General features: G+C 46.5%; 23 protein-coding genes. 10 read left to right on the top strand and 13 right to left on the bottom strand.

Annotated features, from left to right (window positions below; genetic code table 11):
* Window positions 1–19 precede the first annotated feature (19 nt).
* The 4 genes from murD to BFN00_RS08485 all read right to left on the bottom strand — a co-directional run bounded on the left by murD (window position 20) and on the right by BFN00_RS08485 (window position 3,953).
* The gene (gene murD, locus BFN00_RS08500; protein ID WP_071851145.1) at window positions 20–1,366 is read right to left on the bottom strand and encodes a UDP-N-acetylmuramoyl-L-alanine--D-glutamate ligase; all 1,347 of its coding nucleotides are present in this window, start codon (window positions 1,364–1,366) and stop codon (window positions 20–22) included.
* Window positions 1,367–1,528: 162 nt separating this feature from the next.
* A complete protein-coding gene (locus BFN00_RS08495) occupies window positions 1,529–1,780 on the bottom strand; it encodes a DUF6587 family protein (protein WP_071851143.1) in 252 nt (83 codons plus the stop codon).
* 59 nt (window positions 1,781–1,839) lie between these two features.
* A complete protein-coding gene (gene feoB, locus BFN00_RS08490) occupies window positions 1,840–3,696 on the bottom strand; it encodes a ferrous iron transporter B (protein ID WP_071851141.1) in 1,857 nt (618 codons plus the stop codon).
* Entirely contained in the window at window positions 3,693–3,953 is a 261-nt protein-coding gene (locus tag BFN00_RS08485; protein ID WP_004281065.1) for a FeoA family protein, read from the bottom strand. The genes feoB and BFN00_RS08485 overlap by 4 nt, the downstream gene beginning before the upstream one ends.
* Before the next feature lie 174 nt (window positions 3,954–4,127).
* Here BFN00_RS08485 and xerD point away from each other — a divergent pair, with 174 nt between their 5' ends.
* From xerD to thrC, 4 genes are all read left to right on the top strand, one after another.
* A complete protein-coding gene (xerD, locus tag BFN00_RS08480) occupies window positions 4,128–5,045 on the top strand; it encodes a site-specific tyrosine recombinase XerD (RefSeq protein ID WP_005248421.1) in 918 nt (305 codons plus the stop codon).
* Between the two features lie 99 nt (window positions 5,046–5,144).
* Window positions 5,145–5,954: a DsbC family protein gene (locus tag BFN00_RS08475; RefSeq protein WP_071851139.1), complete on the top strand. Its 810-nt coding sequence runs from the start codon at window positions 5,145–5,147 to the stop codon at window positions 5,952–5,954.
* Window positions 5,955–6,081: 127 nt separating this feature from the next.
* On the top strand, window positions 6,082–7,389 hold the full coding sequence (locus BFN00_RS08470) for a homoserine dehydrogenase (protein ID WP_071851137.1): 1,308 nt from the start codon (window positions 6,082–6,084) through the stop codon (window positions 7,387–7,389).
* Between the two features lie 56 nt (window positions 7,390–7,445).
* Window positions 7,446–8,585, top strand: coding sequence for a threonine synthase (gene thrC / locus BFN00_RS08465; protein WP_005248423.1), 1,140 nt, complete (start codon window positions 7,446–7,448; stop codon window positions 8,583–8,585).
* 58 nt (window positions 8,586–8,643) lie between these two features.
* Here thrC and BFN00_RS08460 read toward each other — a convergent pair whose 3' ends face one another.
* A complete protein-coding gene (locus BFN00_RS08460) occupies window positions 8,644–9,705 on the bottom strand; it encodes a serine hydrolase (protein ID WP_143115420.1) in 1,062 nt (353 codons plus the stop codon).
* Window positions 9,706–9,924: 219 nt separating this feature from the next.
* Here BFN00_RS08460 and gacA point away from each other — a divergent pair, with 219 nt between their 5' ends.
* Genes gacA through BFN00_RS08445 form a run of 3 tightly spaced genes read left to right on the top strand, consistent with a single transcriptional unit; the run spans window position 9,925 to window position 13,587 of the window.
* Window positions 9,925–10,560 (top strand): response regulator transcription factor GacA, encoded by a 636-nt coding sequence (gacA, locus tag BFN00_RS08455; RefSeq protein ID WP_005108454.1) that lies wholly within the window; start codon window positions 9,925–9,927, stop codon window positions 10,558–10,560.
* 22 nt (window positions 10,561–10,582) lie between these two features.
* Entirely contained in the window at window positions 10,583–12,148 is a 1,566-nt protein-coding gene (locus BFN00_RS08450) for a sensor histidine kinase (RefSeq protein WP_044108981.1), read from the top strand.
* 14 nt (window positions 12,149–12,162) lie between these two features.
* On the top strand, window positions 12,163–13,587 hold the full coding sequence (locus tag BFN00_RS08445; RefSeq protein ID WP_071851133.1) for a sigma-54-dependent transcriptional regulator: 1,425 nt from the start codon (window positions 12,163–12,165) through the stop codon (window positions 13,585–13,587).
* On the opposite strand, the gene BFN00_RS08440 is transcribed toward BFN00_RS08445, so the two are convergent.
* The 4 genes from BFN00_RS08440 to lptF form a co-directional block, all read right to left on the bottom strand.
* On the bottom strand, window positions 13,588–14,760 hold the full coding sequence (locus tag BFN00_RS08440) for a S41 family peptidase (protein ID WP_071851131.1): 1,173 nt from the start codon (window positions 14,758–14,760) through the stop codon (window positions 13,588–13,590). It lies immediately after the preceding gene.
* A gap of 30 nt (window positions 14,761–14,790) precedes the next feature.
* Complete coding sequence (gene gpmI / locus BFN00_RS08435) at window positions 14,791–16,338, bottom strand: 2,3-bisphosphoglycerate-independent phosphoglycerate mutase (protein ID WP_071851128.1); 1,548 nt, start codon at window positions 16,336–16,338, stop codon at window positions 14,791–14,793.
* A 124-nt stretch (window positions 16,339–16,462) separates the two neighbouring features.
* The gene (lptG, locus tag BFN00_RS08430) at window positions 16,463–17,533 is read right to left on the bottom strand and encodes an LPS export ABC transporter permease LptG (protein ID WP_004281054.1); all 1,071 of its coding nucleotides are present in this window, start codon (window positions 17,531–17,533) and stop codon (window positions 16,463–16,465) included.
* 2 nt (window positions 17,534–17,535) lie between these two features.
* Entirely contained in the window at window positions 17,536–18,636 is a 1,101-nt protein-coding gene (gene lptF / locus BFN00_RS08425) for an LPS export ABC transporter permease LptF (protein WP_004281053.1), read from the bottom strand.
* Window positions 18,637–18,792: 156 nt separating this feature from the next.
* Here lptF and BFN00_RS08420 point away from each other — a divergent pair, with 156 nt between their 5' ends.
* From BFN00_RS08420 to blhA, 3 genes are read left to right on the top strand one after another with little or no spacing between them, the layout of a single operon-like run.
* Window positions 18,793–20,241, top strand: coding sequence for a leucyl aminopeptidase (locus BFN00_RS08420; protein WP_035341999.1), 1,449 nt, complete (start codon window positions 18,793–18,795; stop codon window positions 20,239–20,241).
* Window positions 20,234–20,641 carry a DNA polymerase III subunit chi gene (locus BFN00_RS08415; RefSeq protein WP_005108444.1) on the top strand — a complete coding sequence of 136 codons (408 nt, stop codon included), beginning with the start codon at window positions 20,234–20,236 and terminating at the stop codon, window positions 20,639–20,641. Before BFN00_RS08420 ends, BFN00_RS08415 begins: the two co-directional genes overlap by 8 nt.
* Window positions 20,642–20,667: 26 nt before the next feature.
* Window positions 20,668–21,297: a cell division protein BlhA gene (blhA, locus tag BFN00_RS08410; protein ID WP_004281050.1), complete on the top strand. Its 630-nt coding sequence runs from the start codon at window positions 20,668–20,670 to the stop codon at window positions 21,295–21,297.
* A 61-nt stretch (window positions 21,298–21,358) separates the two neighbouring features.
* Here the strand turns inward: blhA and BFN00_RS08405 are convergent, their stop codons facing one another.
* The 4 genes from BFN00_RS08405 to ribD form a co-directional block, all read right to left on the bottom strand.
* Window positions 21,359–21,904 carry a VTT domain-containing protein gene (locus tag BFN00_RS08405; protein WP_004281049.1) on the bottom strand — a complete coding sequence of 182 codons (546 nt, stop codon included), beginning with the start codon at window positions 21,902–21,904 and terminating at the stop codon, window positions 21,359–21,361.
* A gap of 109 nt (window positions 21,905–22,013) precedes the next feature.
* Window positions 22,014–22,673, bottom strand: coding sequence for a riboflavin synthase (locus BFN00_RS08400; RefSeq protein WP_004644909.1), 660 nt, complete (start codon window positions 22,671–22,673; stop codon window positions 22,014–22,016).
* A 22-nt stretch (window positions 22,674–22,695) separates the two neighbouring features.
* Complete coding sequence (locus BFN00_RS08395) at window positions 22,696–23,988, bottom strand: DNA adenine methylase (RefSeq protein ID WP_071851126.1); 1,293 nt, start codon at window positions 23,986–23,988, stop codon at window positions 22,696–22,698.
* Complete coding sequence (gene ribD, locus BFN00_RS08390; RefSeq protein WP_071851124.1) at window positions 23,985–25,073, bottom strand: bifunctional diaminohydroxyphosphoribosylaminopyrimidine deaminase/5-amino-6-(5-phosphoribosylamino)uracil reductase RibD; 1,089 nt, start codon at window positions 25,071–25,073, stop codon at window positions 23,985–23,987. The genes BFN00_RS08395 and ribD overlap by 4 nt, the downstream gene beginning before the upstream one ends.
* Window positions 25,074–25,075 lie beyond the last annotated feature (2 nt).

The raw sequence follows: 25,075 nt of genomic DNA, 5'->3' as shown, positions 1-25,075 counted from the left end.
TCACGAATCCTTGTTATTCTTAATTGAGTTCATTCACATACGCAACAAACTTGCGACCACGCTCAGGATAACCCGAGAACATATCAAAACTTGCGCATGCAGGAGACAATAGCACGACATCATGGGTCTGAGTGTGCTTTTGGCAGATTTCTACCGCCTGCTGCAGGCTGTCCGCATGGATCAGTTCAGTCGTGCCCGCAATCGCTGCTTCAATGATGGGACGATCTTCACCGATCAATACCGCTACTTTGGCATATTTAGCGAGTGATTCCCGTAAAGCTTTAAAATCCTGGCCCTTACCTTGTCCACCAAGAATAATCGCAACCTTACCGCCTTGGGCTTCAATCGCCATGCCCAGACCGTCCAGTGCCGCCAAGGTTGCGCCGATATTGGTACCTTTGGAGTCGTTATAATAGCGTACGCCCTGTACTTCCTTGACGAATTCACAGCGATGTTCCAGACCTTTAAACGTCTTCAAGGTATTCAACATGCTGTCCAGTGGCAGACCAATCGCCTCACCCAGCGCCAGACAGGCCAAGGCATTGGCAACATTATGCGTGCCCTGCATATACATCTCGGTACTTTTCAGCAGACGCTCACGACCACGCGCCAGCCAGATACTGCCATCAGTATCCTTGAGAATACCGTACTGGTTCATATCCGGTGCATTTAGACCAAAGCTTTGCATCGGTGTTACGTCTGGCACCAGAGGACGGGTCAAAGAGTCATCACGGTTATAGACGACTTTTTTCACACCTTGGAAAATCCGGTGTTTCGCCGTGTGATAACCCATCATATCGCCATGACGATCTAGATGATCTTCACTCATGTTCAACACCACCGCGACTTCAGCTGCCAGATTTGAGGTGGTTTCCAGCTGAAAACTGGACAGCTCGAGTATATACAGCTCAGGATCGTCTTTAGTCAGGTCTAGCGCAGGACGGCCTAAGTTACCACCGACAGCGACTTTTTTACCTGCATCTGCTGCCATTAAACCAATCAAGGTAGTCACGGTACTTTTGGCATTAGAACCGGTAATCGCCACAATAGGCTTATCCGTAGCACGGCGTAAAATCTGGATTTCACTGACCACCGGAATACCCTTGTTAATCGCTGCCTGAATTTCAGGAAGTTTAGGATCAAGCCCCGGGCTGATCACGATTTCTTCTGCAGACAGCAACAGCTCGGCATCAAACTGACCAAAACTGGTCTGAACCTCAGCGGGTATCTGGTCATGTCCGGGCGGGTTAGCTCTAGAATCTGTTACTGCAACGCGGTAGCCCTGACTATGCAAGAAATTGACTGCTGCAACACCTGATATTCCGAGTCCTGCAACGACTTTTAACCCACCACGTTGTATTAACATTTTCGCCCCATATTTTGGTCTATTTTGAAACTGACGAAATGGTAGCACTTTGCTGTTTTGAATGCCTTTTCTGATTGGCCTTTCTGCACATTTTTTTTGTGTCCATGCGTAAAAAAGCCGTCATGATCATGACGGCTTTTAAAATTCAGCCAGAAAAGGAAATTATTTCCATTTCACCGCTTGTTGGGCTGGTTTTTCTTCTACACTTTTTTCTGAAACTGGACAGGCACAGTTGCCACCACAGCCTGCAGCCATACCCGGTTGCAGCCATTTGGCCAGACGCTGCCAGCCTTGGGCTGCACAGGCATCAGACAGCTTCTGGAAGACTGAGTTAGAGGTGTTAGGAAACACCTTTTTGAATACGACCAGCATGCTCCAAAGCACCAATGCTGTCACAATTAGAATTTCAATCATCTCAATCTCCCATACATATACAATGCAGCAAACTCAATTGGCCAAGGCCAATCTAAGATTTAGCCCAAATAATATGAAGCAATTTGATAAGTCAGGAATGACATGAAATATGCCAGACCAAACAGGTAAACCGTCATGATACTGACAGTTTTCCAGGAACCTGTTTCACGTTTAACCGTTGCCAGAGTCGCCAGACAATGTGGTGCATAAATAAACCACACCAGCAAAGACAAACCTGTCGCAACTGACCAGCCCAGATCACCTCCACCGCTAATTAGCGCAGCTAGACCTTCAGACATCGCATCTTCATCAACAGCCGACATCGCATAGACTGTACCCAGTGCTGCAACGACCACTTCACGCGCTGCCATCGCCGGAATCAGGGCAATACAGATCTGCCAGTTAAAACCGAGCGGTGCAAAGATCGGCTGCATCAGATGACCGAGCATCCCTGCCAATGAATAATCAATGGCCGGCAAGGTTGCCCCTTCTGGTGGCTGTGGGAAAGTACACAAGAACCACAGTACAATCGATAAGGCGAAGATGATGCCACCGACACGTTTCAAGAAGATTTTGCCGCGATCCAGCAAGCCGATCCAGACGTTTTTTAGGTCTGGAAAACGGTAGCTTGGCAGTTCCATCAGCAGCATGTGCTGTGATTTATCTTTATGGAAGAATTTCAACACAAAAGACACTACCAAAGCACTTACGATGCCTGCCATATACAGACCGAAAAGTACCAGACCTTGCAGATTCAGGAAGCCCCAGACAGTTTGTGCGGGTACAAATGCCGCAATCAGCAAGGCATAAACCGGCAAACGCGCCGAACAGGTCATTAAAGGTGCAACAAAAATCGTGGTTAAACGATCTCGTGGATCACTAATGGTCCGCGATGCTATAATGCCGGGAATGGCACAGGCAAAGCTGGACAATAACGGAATAAAGGCACGTCCTGACAAACCGGCTTTAAACATCAGTTTATCGAGCAAGAATGCTGCACGCGGTAAATAACCCGATTCTTCCAGTACCAGAATAAAGAAGAACAAAATCAGAATTTGTGGCAGGAACACCACCACGCCACCGGCACCGGCAATAATCCCATCCACCACTAGACTATTCAGTAAGGGATGCGAAATATATTCGCCGAGGAACTCACCCAGCCAGCCGAAGAAGGTTTCGATGCCATCCATAAACGGCGCAGCCCAGGCAAATACCGCCTGGAAAATCACGAACATCATTACAGCTAGGCTGAGTAAGCCCAATACCGGATGCAGAAAAATCTTGTCAAGAAAATCGGTACGCTTATCTTCCTGATCGACGAAATTGACCACGTCATTCAGAATGTTTTCTACGCGCTGGTGACTATCACCTTTCAAGCCACTGAGCTCAGTCTGTGGTACAGAATACTTGCCTTGATCTAGCGCATTTTTCAGGTTTTCAATCCCTGAATTGCGCACAGCCACCGTTTCTACCACAGGCACGCCCAGACGTTCAGACAGCTTCTGGGTATTGATCTGCATGCCACGACGACGTGCTTCATCCATCATGTTCAGCACGACCAGTACTGGACGACCCAGCGCAATCATTTCCAGCACCAGACCCAAATGCAATTTCAGATTGGTGGCATCTACCACACACAAAAATGCATCCTGCTCTTGCTCTTCCGCGATTTTACCTTGTACGACGTTGCGGGTGATTTCTTCATCTGGACTGGTTGCATCCAGACTATAAGTTCCCGGCAAATCCAGTACCCGTACCGCTTTGCCTGAGGCAAGCTGAAACGTACCGACTTTACGTTCAACCGTCACACCCGCATAGTTACCGACTTTTTGGCGCGTTCCGGTTAAATGGTTGAATAATGAAGTTTTACCGCAGTTAGGGTTACCGACAAGGGCAATACGTAATGTATCACTCATGCCGACACCGCCTGTTCGATTTCAATTTTGGCTGCTTCTGATTTACGCAAAGCAAAACGTGTGAATCCAACTTGAATCAAAATGGGATCTCCACCAAAAATACCTTTAGTAATGACCTGTACCTTTGTACCTGGTACAAAGCCTAAAGTTTCCAAACGACTCGCGACGACATCGTGTAGAGCACTTTCACCATCAGTTGTTCGACTCACTTTTCGAATGATGGCAATTTGTTTTGCTTTTAAATCAGACAAACGCACCGTGAAATTCCTAAACTATTTTGTACAGTATACAAACAAATGAGAATAATTAACAAATAAGATTAATTACATTTCGATTTAGCCTTATACCACATCGACACTGTCATAAAATTAAACTACAGTGGAGAATACCAATCCCGATTATCGCTTTTTCAGATCAGATCCTTTCACCTTATGCTGAATAAAAAACCCCGTATTCCTGCCCCTGTCCAGATTCCTGATGCGTTCAGTTATTTACAGGGTTTTCGTGATTATCTGATTGCACAAACGGTCAGCCCGCATACCCGCAATGCCTATTTGTCCGACCTGGTGCAATGTGCAGAATGCCTGAGCAAGCCTCTGCCGGAATGGAATCATGATGATATTTCCGATGTGCTGATTGCACTGACCAAACAGCAAAAAAGTCCACGTTCGATTGCCCGCTGCCTGTCTGCCTTGCGTTCATTTTATAAATTTTTACGTGAGCAGAAACTGCGTAGTGACAATCCGGTGGCTGCACATAGAACCCCAAAACTGGGCCGAGCCTTACCTAAAGATTTGTCCGAAGCTGATGTCGAAGCCCTGATTCACGCCCCGGATATCAACACGGCATTAGGGCTGCGCGATCGCGCCATGTTTGAAGTGCTGTATGCCTGCGGACTGCGGGTGACCGAACTGATTAACTTACGTCTGGAACTGATCAACTTAAAACAGGGGTATTTACGTATCGTCGGTAAGGGCAATAAAGAACGCCTGGTTCCGATGGGACAAATGGCTTGTGAATGGGTAGAAAAATATCTGAACGAAGCCCGTCCGCAACTGTATAAGACTTCGACCGATTATCTGTTTCTGACCCAGCATGGCGGCATCATGAGCCGGCAGAATTTCTGGTATGCGATTAAGCGTTATGCGCTGCAGGCCGGCATTCAGTCCGAACTGTCACCGCATACCTTACGTCATGCCTTTGCGACACATTTACTCAATCATGGCGCAGACTTACGCGTAGTGCAGATGTTGCTCGGGCATAGTGATCTGTCTACCACCCAGATTTATACCCATGTGGCACAGGTACGGATGCAACAGCTGCATGCCACCCATCATCCACGAGCTTAAAACATATCCGGATGGAATAAACTGAGAAGTTTGACGTGTGGGTATTTTTTTTTGTTATGCTAATGCTCTGTTTTTAATCCAAGAAGAAAAGGGTTTTTTATGACATTTGCCCGCTCAAAAATTTTTATGGCTTGCATACTTGCTGCTGGTTTGGGTCTGACTGCGTGTTCCAATTCCACTAACAACGATAAAAAGCAAGAGTTGACTGCGAGCGCACCGGCGACGGGCGAAGCCTCTACCCTGACAGAACGCAATGCAGAACAGCGTCTGGCTTCTACGCTGGAAAAGCATTTCAAAACTGCTGGCATCAGTGCCAAAATTACCGACATTAAAGCCACTGAAGTGCCAAACCTGTACTGGGTGAGTCTGGAAGGCATGTCTGCGGTCTATGTCACCAGTGACGGTAAATACCTGATTCAGGGCGATGTGATCCGTCTCGGTGACAAACAGCTACACAATGTCAGCGAAAACCTGCAGGCAGGCATCAACAATAAACTCTTTGCTGAACTCAAGCCAGCAGACTTGCTGGTCTATCCAGCCAAAGGCAAAGCCAAGCATGTGGTCTATGTGTTTACCGATGTCAGCTGTCCGTATTGCCATAAATTCCATGAGCAAATGGATGAGATGAATGCCAAAGGCATTGAAGTGCGTTATATCGCCTGGCCGCGTGGTGAACAGCATATGCCGGCCATGGAAGCGATCTGGTGCAGTGCTGACCGCCGTAGTGCCTTTGACCAGGCGATTTCAGGCGCACAGATTAGTGCAGAGAAGTGTGAAAATCCTGTTCAAGATCAATATCAAATGGGTCTGAATATGGGTGTGAATGGTACCCCTGCCATTTATAATTCAGCAGGTACTTATCTGGGCGGTTACCTGTCTACATCGGAATTATTGAATCGGCTTAAATAACTCATTTTAATAAGTTATTTAACTTTATTTTATAGATAAAGATATTCTGAAATGACCCTAGAGTCAGGCGGGTTTTTTAGCTATGATCTAGGCTCTTGTAAAAAACTGTTTATATTTGGAGTGTGACGTGAAACCAGTTCGTCTGGCAATCCTCGGTCTTGGTACTGTAGGTGGTGGTGCCTTGAAACTATTAAAAGAAAATGCTGCTGAGATCAAACGTCGCACCGGTCGTGAAATTGAAATTACCCATGTAGGCACCCGTCGTCCACGTCCTGATCTGGATCTGCCAGAATCGGTCAAACAAAGTGCCGACTTGATGGACATCGTACGTCAACCTGATGTAGACGTCGTGGTGGAAGTCATGGGCGGAATTCATCCTGCTTTTGAAATTATTATGGAAGCCATGGAACATGGCAAACATATTGTAACGGCCAACAAAGCACTCTTGGCTGAACACGGCAACGAACTGTTTAAAGCGGCTGAAGACAATGCCGTACAGATTGCCTATGAAGCCGCAGTGGCTGGTGGCATTCCAATTATTAAAGTGATTCGTGAAGGTCTGGCAGCCAACAAGATTGAATGGCTGGCCGGTATTATTAACGGTACGGGTAACTTCATTCTCAGTGAAATGCGTGAAAAAGGCCGTGCTTTTGAAGATGTGCTGAAAGAGGCTCAAGAACTGGGTTATGCTGAAGCTGATCCGACCTTTGATGTGGAAGGTATTGATGCTGCGCACAAGCTCACCATTCTGGCCTCATGTGCCTTTGGTATTCCGCTACAGTTTGACAAAGTCTTTACTGAAGGCATTGGCAAAGTCACTGCACAAGACGTGAAATATGCCGAAGACCTCGGTTTCCGGATTAAACACCTGGGTATTGCACGCCGTACCGATGCCGGGATTGAACTCCGTGTACACCCGACCCTGATTCCAGATGACCAGCTGATTGCCAATGTTAACGGCGTGAAAAATGCGGTTCTGGTACAAGCGAATGCGGTTGGCCCAACACTGTACTATGGTGCTGGCGCGGGTGCGGGACCAACGGCTTCTGCGGTTGTTGCCGATGTGGTTGATATTGTCCGTGACATTATTTACACAGAAGACGGCGCAGGCACCATTCCGCAACTGGCTTTTGAAGCGCTCAGTGATTTACCGATCTTGAGTCGTGAACAAATGACCACCGGCTATTACATCCGTATTAATGCCGAAGATCAGATGGGCGTGCTTGCCGATGTGACCACGATTCTCAGTCGTGCCGGCATCAGTATTGATGCGATCATGCAGCAACCACGTTTATCCAAAGACCTTATTCCTATCGTGATTCTGACTGATCCAGTCAAGGAATCAAAAATGGATGCAGCGCTTTCACAAATTCAAGCATTACCCGTCATTCATGGCGAAATTGTACGAATTCGTTTAGAATCGCTTGATAATTAATCGGGTTGAGGGGAGGATTCCCCTTGCCAAGCTCTACACACAATTGGAACATCATCATGTCGAATGCCAATCGTTATACTGGTTTAGTTGACCGCTATCGCGACCGTTTACCAGTGTCTGCAACTACTCGTGCGATCTCTTTGGGTGAAGGTAATACTCCACTGATCAAGCTTGAGAATATTCCACGCATTATTGGTAAAGATGTTGAAATTTATGTGAAGTACGAGGGCTTAAACCCGACTGGTTCATTTAAAGACCGCGGTATGACTATGGCGGTGACCAAAGCCGTTGAAGAAGGCTCTAAAGCTATCATCTGCGCATCTACCGGCAACACCTCTGCGGCGGCGGCGGCATATGCTGCACGTGCTGGCATCAAAGCATTCGTGCTCATCCCTGAAGGCAAAATTGCCATGGGTAAAATGGCTCAAGCGATGATGTATGGTGCGATCACCATGCAAATTCGCGGTAACTTCGATGACGGTATGCGTCTGGTTAAAGAAGTTGCCGATCAGGCACCGGTAACGATTGTAAACTCAATCAACCCGTACCGTCTGCAAGGTCAAAAAACCATTGCTTATGAAATCGTTGAAGCTTTAGGTCGTGCACCGGATTATCACTGCCTGCCAGTCGGTAACGCGGGTAACATCACTGCGCACTGGATGGGTTATACCGAAGCGGTTGCCAACCAGTCGAAAGAAGAATTTGAGCAAGTCGTTTACGATGCTGAAACTGATGCTTTCACTGGTCCTAAACCGGCAGGATTGCCAATCATGGCAGGTTATCAAGCGTCTGGTGCTGCACCTTTCCTTCGTGGCGGTCCAGTAGAAAATCCGGAAACTGTTGCAACTGCGATTCGTATCGGCAATCCGCAAAGCTTCAATCATGCTAAAGCGGTTGTTCGTGATTCAAACGGCTGGTTTGATGAACTGACTGATGCGGAGATTCTTGAAGCTCAACGTCTGCTTTCTATGTATGAAGGTGTATTCGTAGAGCCTGCGTCTGCTGCGTCTGTCGGCGGCGCGATCCGTGACATTAAAGCGGGTAAAATTGCTGAAGGTTCAGTGATCGTATGTACCGTAACGGGTAACGGTCTGAAAGATCCAGACACTGCCATCAAGCAATGTGCTGATGCTGTGATGCTGTCGATTGATGCGACCATGACTCAAGTTAAAGACTCTATTCTGTCGAATATGTAATTTCGGCCAGAATTAAAAAAACCCTGCAAGTGCAGGGTTTTTTTTATGAACCAATCAATTAGATTCGTTTAGGTTGCTGGCTAACCCAACTCATTAAACGGGTCGCATCATTGGTACGCGCCTGTGAGCTGTTTGCACCTAAAAGTACCACTGCCACAGGACGGTTATTCAGAGTGGTGTGCATCACCACACAGCGCCCTGCTTCATTAATAAAACCGGTTTTAGAAATATTGATATTCCATCCGCCATTACGTACCAAGGCATTGGTATTATTCGATTTCAATACACGATAACCCAAGTTAAAGTCATAGCTTGGCGTGGTCGAGAACTGACGAATCAGGCCGTATTGAGAGGCCGTATTTACCAAGATTCCCAAGTCACGAGCTGATGCCACGTTACTCGGATGCAAACCTGTTGATTCCATAAAGCGAGTGGAGTTCATTCCCAGCTCTTTAGCTTTTGCATTCATTTTGGCAATAAACGCTGATCGACCACCGGGATAGGTCCGTGCCAAAGCGGCTGCAGCCGGATTCTCGGACTTCATCAGAGCAAACAGTAAAGCTTCAGCACGGTTCATGCTGTCCCCTGCTCTTAAAGTCGAGCTTGAGCTTTTACAGCCTGAACAGGAAAAATCAGCCTGTTGCAGGGTGATTTTTTCCGACATATTCAGACGTGCATCAGAAATCACCACCGCTGTCATCAGCTTGGTAATCGATGCAATCGGATAGGCAGTATTGGTATTTTTGCTAAACAGCACTTCACCGGTTTGCGCATCCATGACCAGTGCAGCCCGTGCATTGACAGAAGGTTGATTACTAAAATGATTGGTATCAATAATCTGCGGCGCAGTATAAGCAGGTTTGATTACTGCTGGCGCTGCTGTGCCGGCCTGACGCAAAGTGGTGGTCACTGTTGCAGACCCGGGTGGCGAAGGCTCATTGGCTGACGCATTAAAATCATCGCTCATTAACTGGTTAACTTCTTCAGAAGACCAACTAATGCTGGAACCGCCCTCTGCCGTGCCAGAATTCATAATGATTTCAGCAAAACTTGTCGTGCTCATGCTGATTAACACGGACAGGCCGAGTAGATGCCTTAAAGACTTGTTTATTTTCTTCACTATTCCTTCACTCAACTAACAGAGGTAAGATTGATTTGCGTATTACCTCTAATATGCCTTACATTTAAACACAATGCCGAACATTTTTTGTTCTTGACACTGTGTGATAAGTTTCAGATTTAATCTTGCGAATAGGATTGCTAATTTTGTACTTTCATTGCAAGCTTATTTTGCTTTATGTAACAAAAAAATGATTTTTTTAACAGAGGGAGAGCGTAGGTGATCACAGTTTTAGTTGTGGACGACCATGAATTAGTTCGTACTGGAATTTGCAGAATGCTAGAAGACCATGCGGAGGTTCAGGTAATTGGACAAGCTGAATCTGGTGAAGAAGCGATCTCTCTGGTTCGTCAACATCATCCTAATGTAGTTTTGTTAGATGTAAATATGCCGGGCATTGGCGGCGTAGAAACCACGCGCCGTCTACTTCAGAGTGCGCCGGAAACCAAAGTTCTAGCGGTCAGCGGTCTGGCAGAAGAGCCTTATCCGTCCCTGTTATTGAAAGCCGGTGCCAAAGGTTATATCACCAAAGGGGCCCCGATTTCGGAAATGGTCCGTGCGATTAACAAAGTCATGCAAGGCGGCAAATATTTCAGTGCAGACATTGCGGAACAGTTAGCAAGCTCTTACCTTTCTGATACACAACAATCGCCTTTTGATGCATTGTCAGAACGTGAAATGCAAGTCGCGATGATGGTCGTGAATTGTATCAGCGCCCAGGAAATTGCCGACAAGCTCTTTGTGAGTGTTAAAACCGTGAATACTTATCGTTACCGTATTTTTGAAAAACTGAATATCGATAGCGATGTTAAACTGACTCATCTGGCCATGCGCTATGGACTCATTAAACCTTAGCTTTTAACGATTTCCGGTGCATATGGCACAACAAAAAAACTATGCTGAACTGAATCAATACCATCTCGGTATCTGGTACAGCGCTTATCGTCTGCTGATCAGCACCGGTTTGTTACTGATTTTTCTGCTGACCTACCCCGAACTCACCACCGATTATCAATACCCGCAGCTGTATTATTATGCACTGGGAATCGGGGTTGCGATCAATACCGTACAGCTGTTTGTGCTGAAATGGATCAGACGCCTGATCCAGCCGCAGCTGATTATGATTTTCTTTAGCGATGTCTGCGTTTTAAGTTTGCTGACTTTGGCGAGCGACGGTCCTAATCTGCAAATTGGGCTGCTGTTTGTGATTACTATCTTTTCTGCATCTTTATTATTAGATGCAAAAAAGGCCTTGGTCGTCACCCTCATTGCAGTCATTAGTGTTATTTATCAGCATTTTATCGGCAGTATTTTTGCGTTTTCTTCACTCAGCAATATCAGTAATAGCGCCCTGCTGGCCTTTTTGTTTTTTGTGGTTTATGGCACTGGACAAATTGCCGTGCGCCGTTTTCAGATTCTGGAAAATTTGAATTTTTCTCAATCGCTGGAACTGCATCGCTTACAGAATATTAACCGCTATATTCTGGAACAGATTGAAACCGGTTATCTGGTTCTGGATGAAAACTATCATGTGGTACTCAGTAATCCTGCCGCCTGTAATCTTCTTGGAATTGAGTCCAAATACGGCCATGAGAAATTTACTTTATCTCAATCACAGCCAGATTTATTTGAACTGATCCATTTTGAAACGCTAGAAAATGGTGAGCGCTTTCAGTTTGAATCCCAGCAAAGTCGCTATAATATTCATGTGCAGGTGCAAAAACTGATTGTGCCGCATCAGACTCTAATGCTACTGGTGTTACAGGATGCCAAAAAACTGAATCAGCAGGTGCAGCAACTTAAACTTGCTGCACTGGGTCAACTCTCAGCCAGTATTGCCCATGAAATTCGTAACCCCTTGGCGGCCATTGTGCAGGCCAATGATTTGTATCTGGACTCAGAAACTGAACAGCAACAGCTACTCCAGCAGATGATTGGCCGACAGGCGACCCGGATTGACCGGATTATTCAGGACACGCTGAATATGGTCAAAAATAAAGAAACCCACCCGATACCGATTCATCTCAATGAATTTATCCCGTTATTTATCCAGGAAGATCTGGCCGATATTCGCGATCAGATTCAATTTAATATTGATATCCCGCTAGTGATTCAGTTTGATGAAGCACAATTCCGGCAAATCCTGATTAATCTGATTCGTAATGCCATTCGTCACAATTCAGCAGATGCAGCCTATATTCAGCTGAATGTGCATCCTTATGAACATCGGGTCTGGATTGATGTACGGGATTTTGGCTCTGGCGTAGCCGTACATGATCAAGCTCTATTGTTCAAACCCTTTTTTAGCACATCGATTAGTGGTACCGGATTAGGATTGTATTTATCACATAGTTTTTGCGAAGCAAATCAGGCACAATTAAACTATATACAACAAGAACAGGGCGCATGCTTTCGCATCAGCTGTCAACGTATTACGCTTTAAAGGGGTCAAGGAAGATGAATGGGGAACAACAACCACTGGTGCTTTTGGTGGATGATGAGGAAGATTTGTGTACCCTCATGCAAATGTCATTGCTGCGCATGGGAATTCGTACGCACATTGCCCACCGTTTGGAAGATGCTAAAAAATGCCTTGCCAATCATCAATATGATGCCTGTCTGACTGACCTAAACCTGCCCGATGGCAATGGTTTGGAGTTACTGGACTGGATTGGCAGCCTCTATCCGGCACTTCCGGTCGCAGTTCTGACCGCCTATGGCAACATGGAAATCGCCATTGCTGCGCTCAAAGCCGGGGCCTTTGATTTTGTCAGCAAACCGATCAATCAGAAACATCTGGAACAACTCTTACAAAAAGCCCTGAATAAACCGGTGGATTATTCGCATAATAATCCAAATGAAGCGCTTGAACATAAAATGCTGATTGGACAATCCCTACCGATTCAGCAATTACGTATTACCTTACAAAAAATTGCCCGATCCCAAGCACCGGTTTTTATCACCGGTGAATCAGGCACAGGTAAAGAAGTCGTGGCCAATCTGGTCCATCGCCTGAGTAACCGTAATGAAGGTCCTTTTATTGCGATTAACTGTGGCGCTATTCCGACTGAGTTGATGGAAAGTGAACTCTTTGGACATAAAAAAGGCAGCTTCACCGGCGCTGCTCAGGACAAACAGGGCCTGATTCAATCTGCCCATGGTGGCAGCCTGTTTTTGGATGAAATTGCAGAATTACCGCTTTCCATGCAGGTCAAACTGTTACGTGCCGTACAGGAAAAACGTATTCGTCCACTCGGTTCAGATACCGAAATTGATGTGGATTTCCGTGTAATCAGTGCCACGCATCAGGATCTGGAAGCCTTGGTGCAACAAGGCAAATTCCGTCAGGATTTATATTTCCGTATTCATGTAATGGATCTGACTTTACCGCCATTACGTGAACGAGGCCAGGATATTCTGTTATTGGCCGAACACTTTATTCAGAAGATTTGCCAGGAATGGGGCATTCCCAATAAAAAACTGACCGAACGTAGCAAAGAGTTCTTATTGGGACAATATTATCCAGGTAATGTACGTGAATTGCGTAATATTATGGAACGCGCAATTACTTTAAGTGATGAAGAGCGGATTGATCTTCAGCATTTGCAGAGTGCACCGCTACGTCAGGCGCTTAACGGCCCTCAGGAGATAAATACGCTCACGAGCGAGATCATTGCGACCGAAACCCTGATTGCACCTAAAAAGCTGCCTGAAGAGGGTCTAGAACTATATTTGGAAAAGGTCGAGAAAGAAATTTTACTCAATGCGCTGAATCTGACCCATTGGAACCGGACACTGGCCGCCAAAAAACTCGGCATGTCATTCCGTTCCCTGCGCTATCGTTTGAAAAAGTTCGGACTGGATACCGAAGAAGACGAATAATTATTTTTGCAGGAGCAGCAAGTCTGTGACATGTTCCAGATAACTCTCCTCACGCATTTCCTGCTTAAACGGATAATTGAAATGCGGCTGTACGCCCCGCCCTTCAATCATCTGGCCACTTGGGCTAAAGTATTGCGATACCGTCATCTGTAAAGCCGAACCATTGCTTAAAGGAAAAAGTTTCTGTACTACGCCTTTGCCATAGCTCTTTTCTCCGACCACCCAGGCACGGTTATGTTCTTTCAGGGCTGCTGTAAACACTTCTGCTGCAGAAGCCGAGCGATTATTAATCAATACCCCAACTTTCAGATTCTGAAACTCAAAACTCGGCAAGGCCTGAAATTGCTGATTACCTTCAGCGCGGCTTTTGGTCGACACAATCACGCCCTGATTCAAAAATAAATCGGCAGATTCAACTGCAGCCGAGAGTAAGCCACCGGGATTATTGCGTAAATCAAATAGCACGGCTTTTAAGCGCTTGTCGGCATAGCTTTCGATTAGACGTTTGATTTCATTGGCAGTATCTTGCTGAAAAACCTTAACCTGCAATACCAACACCTGATTATTGTGCAAACTCGATTTAATTTCAGTATCTAGTTTGGTATTGCGGACCAGACGAACGGCCGGACTTTGCGGGGAAAGCTGGATCGTGAGCGTAGAGCCAACGGCTCCGCTCAATAACTGCCGGACTTGTTCCTGATTCAGGCTACTTAATATCTGATCGTCAATTTTATAAACCGTAACACCATTACGCAGTCCCTGCTTGGCTGAATCTGCATCGGCACTCAGCCCCTGAACCACCCATTGCTTCAACCGCGGGTCAAATTGCAGATCGAAATCAATGCTGGCCAGATCCCCTTCGGTATATTCACGCAGCTGCTTATAATCTTCAGGCGACAAATAACGGGAATAGCGATCTAAGCCACTGACCAGACCCTGAATGGCCTGCTGGAATAAAGCATCGTCATTTTTATCTTGAATATAATTATCTTTTACAATGCCATAAATTTGTACGAATTCCTGAATGGATGCCACAGGAATTTCAGAATAGACCTGCCCATCCATTTCCATATCATCGAATGCCGGCTCATTTGAACCCACACCCCAAGCTGAATGACTCAAACACATCAGTAAGCATGGTATTACAACAGACTTCCAGCGTGTTCTTGCCATTCTTTGACCTTTTTAGAATTTTATCGAAAATTATGCATCAAGCTGAATCAGGTTACGACCTTGCATTTCAGCAGGTACCGGAACTTGCATCAGACTTAATAAAGTCGGTGCTACATCTGCCAATACACCGCCTTCTGCAATCGTGGCCTGAGTTGGGCCGACATAAATAAACGGAACCAATTCAGTGGTATGCTGAGTATGTACCTGACCACTGTGATAGTCCTGCATCTGCTCTACGTTACCATGATCGGCAGTCACAATCATATGACCTTTTTGCGCCATTACCGCTTCATAAACCCGGCCCAAACAGGTATCAACCGCTTCAACAGCTTTCACCGCAGCATCGAATACACCCGTATGACCGACCATATCACCATTGGCAAAGTTCACCACCAGCAGGTCAAATTCACCTGAATTGATCGCAGCCACCAGCTCATCAGTCACTTCATAAGCACTCATTTCCGGTTTAAGGTCATAAGTGGCTACGTTTGGCGATGGAATCAGGATACGTTTTTCACCTGGGTATTCATCTTCACGGCCGCCGCTGAAGAAGAAAGTCACATGCGCATACTTTTCTGTTTCCGCAATGCGCAGCTGTGTTTTACCCAAATCAGATAAGTATTCACCAATCGAGTTTTTCAACGCTTCAGGCATATACGCTACAGGTGCATCAATCGTGGCTTGATAACGCGTCAGCATGACAAACTTCGCCAAATTCGGCACGACTTTACGTTCAAAACCTGCAAAGTCTTTTTCTACAAATGCGCGAGTCAATTCACGGGCACGATCGGCACGGAAATTCATGAAGACTACGCTGTCACCATCCTGAATCGCAGCCACATCACCGATACGGGTCGCTTTTACGAATTCATCGGATTCATCTGCTGCATACGCCTGTTCAAGACCTTCTACTGCAGTGGCTGCCGTACGAACTGCTTCACCTTCAGTCAACAACCGATAGGCCTGTTCCACGCGATCCCAACGGTTGTCACGATCCATGGCAAAGTAACGGCCAATCATGGTGGCAATACGGCCTTGACCTGGATATTGAGCAAAAACAGCGTCTAATTTTTCTAATGATGGTTGTGCACTTTTCGGCGGCGTATCACGACCATCCAGGAAAGCATGTAGATAGACTTTGGCACCACGTTTTAATGCCAGCTCTGCCATCGCTACGATATGGTCTTCATGTGAGTGCACACCACCTTCAGATAACAGGCCCATAATGTGTACGGCACCATTTGATGCTTTGGCTTTTTCTACCGCATCAATCAGTACTTCATGCTCAAAGAACGCACCGGCACGGATATCTTTGGTAATACGGGTGAAGTCCTGATATAACACACGACCTGCGCCGAGGTTCATATGTCCGACTTCAGAGTTACCCATCTGGCCATCTGGCAGGCCGACATCTTCACCAGAACCCGAGATCAAACCATGCGGATGCTTGTCCTGTATCGCAGTTAAATTTGGTCGTTTAGCTGCTAAAAACGCATTGTCTTCGACCGCTTCGCGATGACCCACACCATCCATAATCACCAAAACGTGAGGGATTTTGCCAGCAGTTGCATCCGTCATAATGAAATACTCTGTTCGTCTACGAATTAATCGCTCTATTTTAGCGAAGTTTATAAAAAGAGGCCATGACCCGTATATGGTTTAAGCCTCTCATGATGATTGATTTGTTCTATTTTCCTGTGCCTTAGCGCGCCCGATGCAGCAAGTATCCGCCGATGCCAAACATGATCAGAATCGGAATAAACACGAACCAGGCCGGAGACGGTGCGTAAATCAAGCTGGCATAGCCGAGGAAGTCCTGCAGATAGAAGAAACCCAGTCCGGCAAATAAAGCTATCACCAGACGAAAACCCATGGATTGCTGACGTAATGGCCCGAAGATAAATGAACAGGCGATCACTACTAGTGCAATCAGGGCAAAAGGCGAGCCGAGTTTTTGCCAGAAGGCCAGCTGATAGGTTTTAGGCACCTGGCTGTATTCATGCATATAGCTCATGAAACTGACCAGTTGACTCGGCGATAAATCTTCAGGATCAATCGTCACCATATGCACATATTTAGGCTGTAATGCTAGCGCTAAAGGTTGCTGTTGTTGCTTAACCAGTGTGGCATTACCATTTTGGAGAATATCGAACTGCTCTGTGTTGTCCAGCGTCCAGGAACCATCTTTAACAAATTGGCCCTGATCTGCCTGCAAGGTACCGCGCAAACGATAGTTCTGGTCAAAGTCCAGCATCTGCACATTTTTCAACTGACCTTGCGAGTTAGCATAATCGATATAAATAAAGCGCTGCCCTTCCCGAGTCCAGTAACCACGCACTTCACCAAGTTGAGCCGCTTTACTGGCACTTTTTACGCTTTTGGCCTGTTCATTGGTATACGGAATGACCCACTCGCTCAGGGCAAATGACAACACCACCAACAAGAGTGCCGAACGGATGACCCAGCCGACAATGCGCCATAAGCTCACACCAACCGAACGCATCACAATCAGCTCGCTATTCGAGGCTAATGTACCAAGACCTAAAACTGCACCAATCAGTGCAGAAATCGGCAGGATTTCATATAAATAATTTGGTGCGCCCCAAAGCACATATTTCAAGGCATCCCAGGCACCATAACCATCTTTGAGCGAACCAAGCTCACCCAGATAAGTGAATAATACCTGTAAACCTGCCAATACCGCGGTTGCACCCAGCATGGCCAGCGCAGTGGTTTGGGTCACATGTTTTGCAACTATACGACGTGCCAACATTGTTAAGACCTCACTCGCTGAATCTGTTTCTTGATTTTTGGACCTAATTTCTGTTTACGTGAGAACAAGGCACCCGCAATTGCATAGGCAATCAGAATCAATGGATAGGCCCAAATGCCCATTTCTTCTTTGCTGATCCGGGTCTTCACTGCCATCAAGGCCACAATCAGACTGGCAAAAATCATGAGGGCAGGAAATAACTTGAGATATCGACCCTGTCGTGGACTCACTTCAGACAATGCCACAGCCAGAATCAGGGCAATCAGAATCGCAAAAGGAACAAACACCCGCCAGCCCAACTCACTGGCCACCACAGGATCCTGACGGTTCTGCCACAATTGCGAGGTCGGTAAGGCCTCAACTTCAGTACTGGCAAATTGCGCTTCTTCATCGCTTTCTAAGCGCAGACGATAGCTTTCAAATTCAGCTTGAGTATATTGCGGTGTACCCGGATAGATCTCATAACGGCGTCCATTAACCAGATCGACCACATTGGCAGCATCATTCGGTACTTCAATTCGGGTGGCTTCCTGCGCCAGAATCATCACATCCGGTTTGCCTTCTTTTTCCGCACGCTGATAAAAGAAAATATCTTTTAAATTTTTACGGTCTTCTGACAGGTCACCGGCATAAATGGTATAGGGCCCAGAGGAGATAAATTCTTTCGGTCGCACCAGGTCAAAGCCGGTACGTACCGCCTGACTGGTGGTCAGGGCTTCAAACTGGCGAATGCCCCACGGCGCAGCCCAGAGCATCAATCCGGCCTGAGCAATCAAAAACACCAGGGTCATCGGCACCAGTAGACGCGCCAATTGATGCCGACTGACGCCACTGCCATTCATCACGGCCATTTCATGGTCGACATATAAACGGCCAAACACCAGCATCAGTCCAATAAAGAAACCGAGCGGAAGAATCAGGGTCAAGAATTCAGGCAAACGGTAGCCAATAATGCTAAATAAAATGCCTGCATCCAGACGGCCTTGCGCCGCGACACCAAAATACTTGATCAGTCGACCGCCCATCATGATCAAGGTCAATAAGGCAATCACCACCAAGGATGTCGAGACAACTTGCTTGACCAGATAACGCCGAATAATCAAATTAATTCTTCCAAAATAAGGTCCATAAAACGAGTGCTAGTTTACCCGAATAGCAAAAATATAAAACCTAGGCCGCCCTGCCCATTGAAAATCTATTCGGATAAATGTTTCAATGACTGAATGATTTACCCATCTAGACAGGCGTGAAAACAGAATATGAAACTTACAATTAATACGTCATTCCCAGAGAATGGATCAAGTCAATCTTTGTTGATTTTAGTTGACTCAGAACAACTTCAGAATACAACCGCAACCTATCAAATCAATAATTTAGACACATTAATTGAAGCCTCTCAATTCAAGGCAGCGTTGGCGGAAAGCCTGAGCCTGATTGGTCAGGTGAGCCAGTCCAGCCATGCAGCACTAATTGGTTTAGGCAAGGTCGCTGAACTGCAACCGGCAAAACTTGCAAAAATCGCGCAAACTATTATTCAAGTCACTCAAAAAAAATTCAAACAGATTTCTGTAGATCTGACACAACTTCCACAAGAATTCCATTATCTGTTTGCGCTCTTCCTGACTCAGGCCAGCTATGGTTATGATGAATATAAATCCAAGAAGAATGAATTTGTGCTCGAGCAGATCGACCTGATTGCCACTCATAGCGTCTTAACTACCGAACAGTTGCAACTGGTACAAGCAGTGCAAAGCGGACAAAATCTGGCACGTGACCTGGGCAACCGTCCGGGCAATATCTGTTTCCCTGAATATCTTGCAGAACAGGCGGTGGCTTTGGCGGCTGAATATCCAGACCTACTTAAAGTCACAGTGCTGGATGAACAGCAAATGGCAGATTTAGGCATGGGCGCCTTCCTTGCGGTAAGTAAAGGTTCAGAGCGTCCAGGTCGTATTATCAGCATGGAATATCAGTCAGAGCGTAGCGAAGCGCCGGTAGTCTTGGTGGGTAAAGGTATTACTTTTGATACTGGCGGTATTTCACTTAAACCAGGCGCTGGCATGGACGAAATGAAATATGACATGTGCGGCGCAGCCTCTGTACTCGGTACGATGCGTGCATTATGTGAATCCCGCTTACCTCTACATGTGGTGGGAACCATCGCTGCAGCAGAAAACATGCCTTCAGGTAAAGCCACCCGTCCTGGTGATATCGTAACGACCATGAGCGGTCAGACGGTTGAAATCCTGAATACCGATGCCGAAGGTCGTTTGGTCCTATGTGATACCTTGACCTATGTAAAACGTTTTAATCCTGCTTTGGTGATTGATATTGCGACCTTAACCGGTGCCTGTGTGGTCGCTTTGGGTTCAGTACTAACGGGTCTGTTCACGCCAGATGATAAACTGGCAGCAGAACTAGAAGCTGCCGGCCAGCATTCCTTTGACCGGGTATGGCGTATGCCGGTACTGGAAGACTATCAGGAACAACTGGATTCACCATTTGCCGACATTGGCAATATCGGTGGTCCAAAAGCTGGTTCTGTGACTGCAGCCTGCTTCCTGCAACGTTTTACCCGTGAATATCGCTGGGCACATCTCGATGTGGCCGGTACGGCGTGGAATTCAGGCACCAATAAAGGGGCGACCGGCCGTCCAGTTCCATTATTGATGCAATTCCTGACGAGTCGCGTTCAAAGCAATGGCTAAAGTCAGCTTTTATTTATTTGAAAAAAGCCCTGAACGACAAGTGGACAGCACTTGTCGTTTATGCCGTAAGATTCTGCGTCAGCCGGCGCGGATCTGGTTATTATGTGCCGATGCAGCATTGCAACAGCAGCTAGATGAACGTTTGTGGAGTTTTGACCCCAGCAGCTTTATTCCACATGGTATTGACCAGCCTGAGTCAACAGTCTGTATTTCGGCGACACTACCAGAACAGTCCAACTGGATTATTTTCAATTTTAATCCGGAAGCACTTGAACCTTACGCAAAATTTAGTCACATTATTGAGATCATTGAAAACCATGAAACGGCTAAACAGCTGGGACGTGAAAAATTCAAGCAATATCGTCGTTTAGGTATTGAACCGGACACCCATAAGCTTTAACTGATATCATCCACAAGGAGAGGCACGTGGCATTAAATGTAGGTCCCGATTTTAAACAGCGCTGGTTAAATGTGCCGGAAGCTGTACGTCAGACCTTTATCGATGACCTCTCTCGGATCTGCGATATTTTAAAACCAGAAACGTCTTTGGAAGAATGGCAGAGTCGCGACCAGCGCTTACAGCAAGAATCTGAACGCAAGATTGAAGCTGCCTATGCACAGCGCAAGGCCGAATTAATTGAAGAAGCCCGTATTCGCAAACAGCTCGCGCTTGAAAAAGCCTTGGCCGAGAAACGTGCTGAAGAACAGGCCTATCAAGAACAGCTACGTCATGAGGAACAGCGTAAATTTAGCGAACAGAGTCAGGTGCTTGCTGAAATAAATACGCATCTAGAGGCTGAAGTGCAGCACTATGTCGCACGTTATGCAAAAAATCCTGAGACGACTTTTGATTTTGCCAAAGGTCGCATCCAGATTGAGGACCAGTCCATTTTATCCGAATTAGAAAGTGTGCGTTTACGTCTGGAACTTGAGGCAGAAACCGTGATTGAACAGACCGTGAATGCACTTCGTGAAAAAATGCGTGCGGCAGCCAAAGAAGAAATCGAGTATATGCTGAAAAATTCTGAATTTTCTGATCAGCCACGCAATATTTAAATGATCCTTTCACATTAAAAAAGCCCGAAAATTCGGGCTTTTTTATCTTCTATGTCGCATCTTACAAAAAATCTGCCAGCATAAAGGCAGCATTTCCGAGCAGATAGCCAATGCTTAATAAAGTGCCAATCCAGAGGATGCCACCCGCAATATTATAAAAGCTGAATGTGGCAAAGCTCATATGCGCTGAACCGGCAGCAAAAGGGCCAAATGAGCGGACAAAGGGAATAAAACGTGCGATTAAAATAGTTTTACCGCCATGTTTCATAAAATAGTGGTTGGTTTTCACCATATATTCCGGCTTAAAATAGCGTGAATGTTGATTGAAATATTTTAAGCCAAGAACTTTTCCGGTGTAATAATTCACGCTATAGCCCAGCACCGAAGCAGTGAATAACAACAGCCCCATCGAATGCAGGGTCACCAGATCGCTGCTGGCACATAAAGCTCCCACAGCCAGCAATAGACTGTCGCCGGGCAGGAAAAAGAAAAACACTGAACCGGTTTCTGCAAAAATCACCAGAAACAGGATTGCATAAATCCATACCCCATATTGATCGAGCAATAGCGGCAATGACTGTTCCAAGTTAAGTAAAAAATCGAGCATTCGACCCGTCCACCAAGGCAATATTTGCAAGTTGAACTGCTGATTATCCCGAAAAATAAAAAAACAGTCTAATTTTTCAATCAGACTGTTCAGTAAATCAACATTTCTCTTATTTTAAGAAACCATTTTCAGCCAGGAAATCCATACTGATTTTTGATTGTTCAGTGGTTTGGGCGGCTTTATCACCGAGCAATAAACGCTCGATATAACGTGCCAATACATCCACTTCCAGATTGACCTTGCTACCGACTTTCCAGGTACCGATATTGGTACGTTCAGCAGTATGTGGAATCAGGTTCAGACTAATCACGCTACCACGCAAATGATTAATCGTTAGACTGATGCCGTCGACTGTGACCGAGCCTTTTTCTGCGAGATATTTGGCAATTTCAGCAGGTGCAGTCACTTCATAATAAATCGAACGTGCATCTTCACGAACCAACGTGATCTCGCCGACTGCATCGACATGACCTGACACAATATGACCGCCAAAACGCGTAGTCGGCAGCATGGCTTTTTCAACATTGACAGGTTGACCGGCTTTCCAAGTGCCGAGCGTGGTCCGGTTCAGACTTTCACGGGAAACATCAGCCGCATACCAGTTCTCGCCCCAGTCGATCACGGTCAGGCAGATACCATTGGTCGCGATAGAATCACCCAGATGTACATCAGACATGTCCAGATCGGTCTGGATGCGTAAACGTACATCACCACCAACGCTTTGCAGACTTTCGACTTTGCCGAGGCTTTCGATAATACCTGTAAACATTTTTATTTCCTTTTCAATTCTTTTACCAGAGGGCCAACTGGGTACTAACGCCGGTCGTATCCACACCACCCAATTCTGCATAATGATGCAGCTGGCTGAGTAATTGACGGATCGGTGGACCTGACTTGGCGTGGGTATCGGTAATCACAATAAATTCCAGCACGCGGGCACGTTCAGACTGGCGCTGTTTGCTAACACGATAACGCGGCACATCCTGGGTTAGCAAGGTCACCCGGCCACGTTTCAGATTGGCCTGTAACAAATCGGTAGCGCTGATATTACCGTCAGTTGAATAACTGGTCAGAATGAAACGTGCATTGATGGTGGCCAACAGGCTCTCGTAAGCTTCTTTGGCATATTTAGAGGAATTGTACTGGCTCGGACGCTCTTTGCGCCATGCCCGGTCAATCCCGCTCTTAAAGCCCTTGGTATCCGGAGTCGGTAAATCGGCCTGATCCCATAAGGTCAGCGCATTCAGCACATGATAATTACTGCTATAAGCATGCTGATTATACGGTGGATCCAGATAAGCTACATCTACTTCAAAGCCGCTCATCTGGTTGGCCAGATGCTGGGCATCGACACACCACATTTCTGCGGCCATTCCCTTTTTCTGATCCGACTCGCAAAAACGACTTGGCGTTAACCATAATAAAGATTCAATCCGTTCCAGCGCAGTTTGGGTTTTCCCGCCCCAACCATGGTGAAAGCTTTTGAAAACACCAGAAGTATTGCTGACAAAACTGGCGGAATACAGCAAAGGCGCCAGCAAGGCAGACATCTCCACATCATCAATTGCACCTTGTGCCTGCCAGGCGGCAATCTGCTGACGAATCGCATCAATACGCATGCCGTTACGACGTTTGAAGAACAAACGGTCACGGGCTGGATCATAGATTTCATCATTACGTGGACAGAGGTTATGCGTCACCCAGCCTTTAACTTCCGGCAAACGGTTCAGATAATCAATCGCTTTCTGATAGCCACCGAGTTCTTTAAATGCCGGTGCTTCAGTACAGGCCAGTACCGCATGATTCAGCGCATGGCTATACGGCTCCCAGTCATTGGCAATGACGCGATAGCCATTCTGACGGGCCAAGCGCGAGACCACGCCTGAACCTGCAAAAAAGTCAGCAAAAATCGGAGCACGACCATCTTTACGATTCAGGGTTCCCGTACTTTCCAACGCTTCCAGAATTAAATGCAGTAAACGGCGTTTGTTGCCCAGATAAGGAACCAGCTGATGGAAAAGATATTCATCGGTGGTACGTGCCGCATGGCGACGTTTATGATAAACCGTAGACTCTGAACTCATAGTGTCTCTTGAAAAGGAATTAGCCTGAAGCGCACGTCATCACCTAAGCGAGTTACATCGCGCAGCTTAAATCGGAGTTGTTCGGCCATATGGCTAAATTCTGCATTAAACATGGTACGCGCAGACTGACCCAATAGGGTCGGTGCAACGTAACTGATCAGTTCATCAACCAATTTTTGTTGTAAAAATGCCGTAGATAAGGTCGCCCCTGCTTCCACCAAGACCTCATAAATCTGATGTTGTTGAACCAGTTGCTTTAATAATTCTGCTAAAGGCTGTACCGGTAAGTGTAGCACACCCAGATCTGCAAGCTCCTGACGAAATGGCCCCATCACCATTACGGTATCGGCTTGCGCTAAAATTTTTGCGTTTAGTGGTAAACGCCCCTGACGGTCTAGAATAATTCGTTTCGGTTGCACCACGGTCTTGATATCTTCAATCCCATCCAGTTGCCGCACATTCAGCTGACAGTCATCCGCAAGAACCGTATCAATTCCGGTGATCACTGCGCCTGAAATCGCACGCCAATGCTGTACATCCTGACGCGCTTCCACACCGGTAATCCATTTCGATTCACCCGATGCCATTGCGGTACGGCCATCCAGGCTTGAGGCAATTTTTAAACGCACATAAGGCATGCCAGTCGCCATGGCTTTCAGGAAACCTTGATTCAGCTCATGCGCTTCATCTTCACAGATGCCAACGTCTACCTCAATGCCCGCATCTTTCAGGATCTGTACGCCCTTTCCGGCCACTAGCGGATTGGGATCAGGACAGGCCACGACAACTTTAGCCACACCTGCTTCCACCAGACCTTTGGCACAAGGCGGCGTACGGCCATAATGCGCACAAGGTTCTAAAGTCACATAAGCGGTTGCACCACGTGCCTGTTCACCGGCCTGACGCAACGCAAACACTTCAGCATGTGGCTGGCCGGCTTGAGGATGAAAACCTTCTCCAACAATCACACCATCTTTAACAATGACGCAGCCGACATTCGGATTCGGTTTGGTGGAATATTGCCCTTGACGAGCCAATTCAATGGCCCGGCGCATCCAGACTTGATCTTGATTCAGTTCAACCATGC

This window comes from Acinetobacter sp. AR2-3, from assembly GCF_001878775.1.
Lineage (GTDB): Bacteria > Pseudomonadota > Gammaproteobacteria > Pseudomonadales > Moraxellaceae > Acinetobacter > Acinetobacter lwoffii_D.
This window is presented reverse-complemented; position numbering and strand designations above follow the sequence as displayed.

Excerpts from the sequence above, each read along its gene's own strand:
- BFN00_RS08495 (WP_071851143.1), bottom strand. The coding sequence starts at position 1,780 with ATGATTGAAATTCTAATTGTGACAGCATTGGTGCTTTGGAGCATGCTG.
- ribD (WP_071851124.1), bottom strand. The coding sequence starts at position 25,073 with ATGGTTGAACTGAATCAAGATCAAGTCTGGATGCGCCGGGCCATTGAA.
- BFN00_RS08400 (WP_004644909.1), bottom strand. The coding sequence starts at position 22,673 with ATGTTTACAGGTATTATCGAAAGCCTCGGCAAAGTCGAAAGTCTGCAA.
- BFN00_RS08415 (WP_005108444.1), top strand. The coding sequence starts at position 20,234 with ATGGCTAAAGTCAGCTTTTATTTATTTGAAAAAAGCCCTGAACGACAA.
- BFN00_RS08450 (WP_044108981.1), top strand. The coding sequence starts at position 10,583 with ATGGCACAACAAAAAAACTATGCTGAACTGAATCAATACCATCTCGGT.
- BFN00_RS08395 (WP_071851126.1), bottom strand. The coding sequence starts at position 23,988 with ATGAGTTCAGAGTCTACGGTTTATCATAAACGTCGCCATGCGGCACGT.
- murD (WP_071851145.1), bottom strand. The coding sequence starts at position 1,366 with ATGTTAATACAACGTGGTGGGTTAAAAGTCGTTGCAGGACTCGGAATA.
- BFN00_RS08445 (WP_071851133.1), top strand. The coding sequence starts at position 12,163 with ATGAATGGGGAACAACAACCACTGGTGCTTTTGGTGGATGATGAGGAA.
- BFN00_RS08475 (WP_071851139.1), top strand. The coding sequence starts at position 5,145 with ATGACATTTGCCCGCTCAAAAATTTTTATGGCTTGCATACTTGCTGCT.
- feoB (WP_071851141.1), bottom strand. The coding sequence starts at position 3,696 with ATGAGTGATACATTACGTATTGCCCTTGTCGGTAACCCTAACTGCGGT.
- gpmI (WP_071851128.1), bottom strand. The coding sequence starts at position 16,338 with ATGACGGATGCAACTGCTGGCAAAATCCCTCACGTTTTGGTGATTATG.
- BFN00_RS08405 (WP_004281049.1), bottom strand. The coding sequence starts at position 21,904 with ATGCTCGATTTTTTACTTAACTTGGAACAGTCATTGCCGCTATTGCTC.
- BFN00_RS08420 (WP_035341999.1), top strand. The coding sequence starts at position 18,793 with ATGAAACTTACAATTAATACGTCATTCCCAGAGAATGGATCAAGTCAA.
- BFN00_RS08440 (WP_071851131.1), bottom strand. The coding sequence starts at position 14,760 with ATGGCAAGAACACGCTGGAAGTCTGTTGTAATACCATGCTTACTGATG.
- thrC (WP_005248423.1), top strand. The coding sequence starts at position 7,446 with ATGTCGAATGCCAATCGTTATACTGGTTTAGTTGACCGCTATCGCGAC.
- xerD (WP_005248421.1), top strand. The coding sequence starts at position 4,128 with ATGCTGAATAAAAAACCCCGTATTCCTGCCCCTGTCCAGATTCCTGAT.
- lptG (WP_004281054.1), bottom strand. The coding sequence starts at position 17,533 with ATGTTGGCACGTCGTATAGTTGCAAAACATGTGACCCAAACCACTGCG.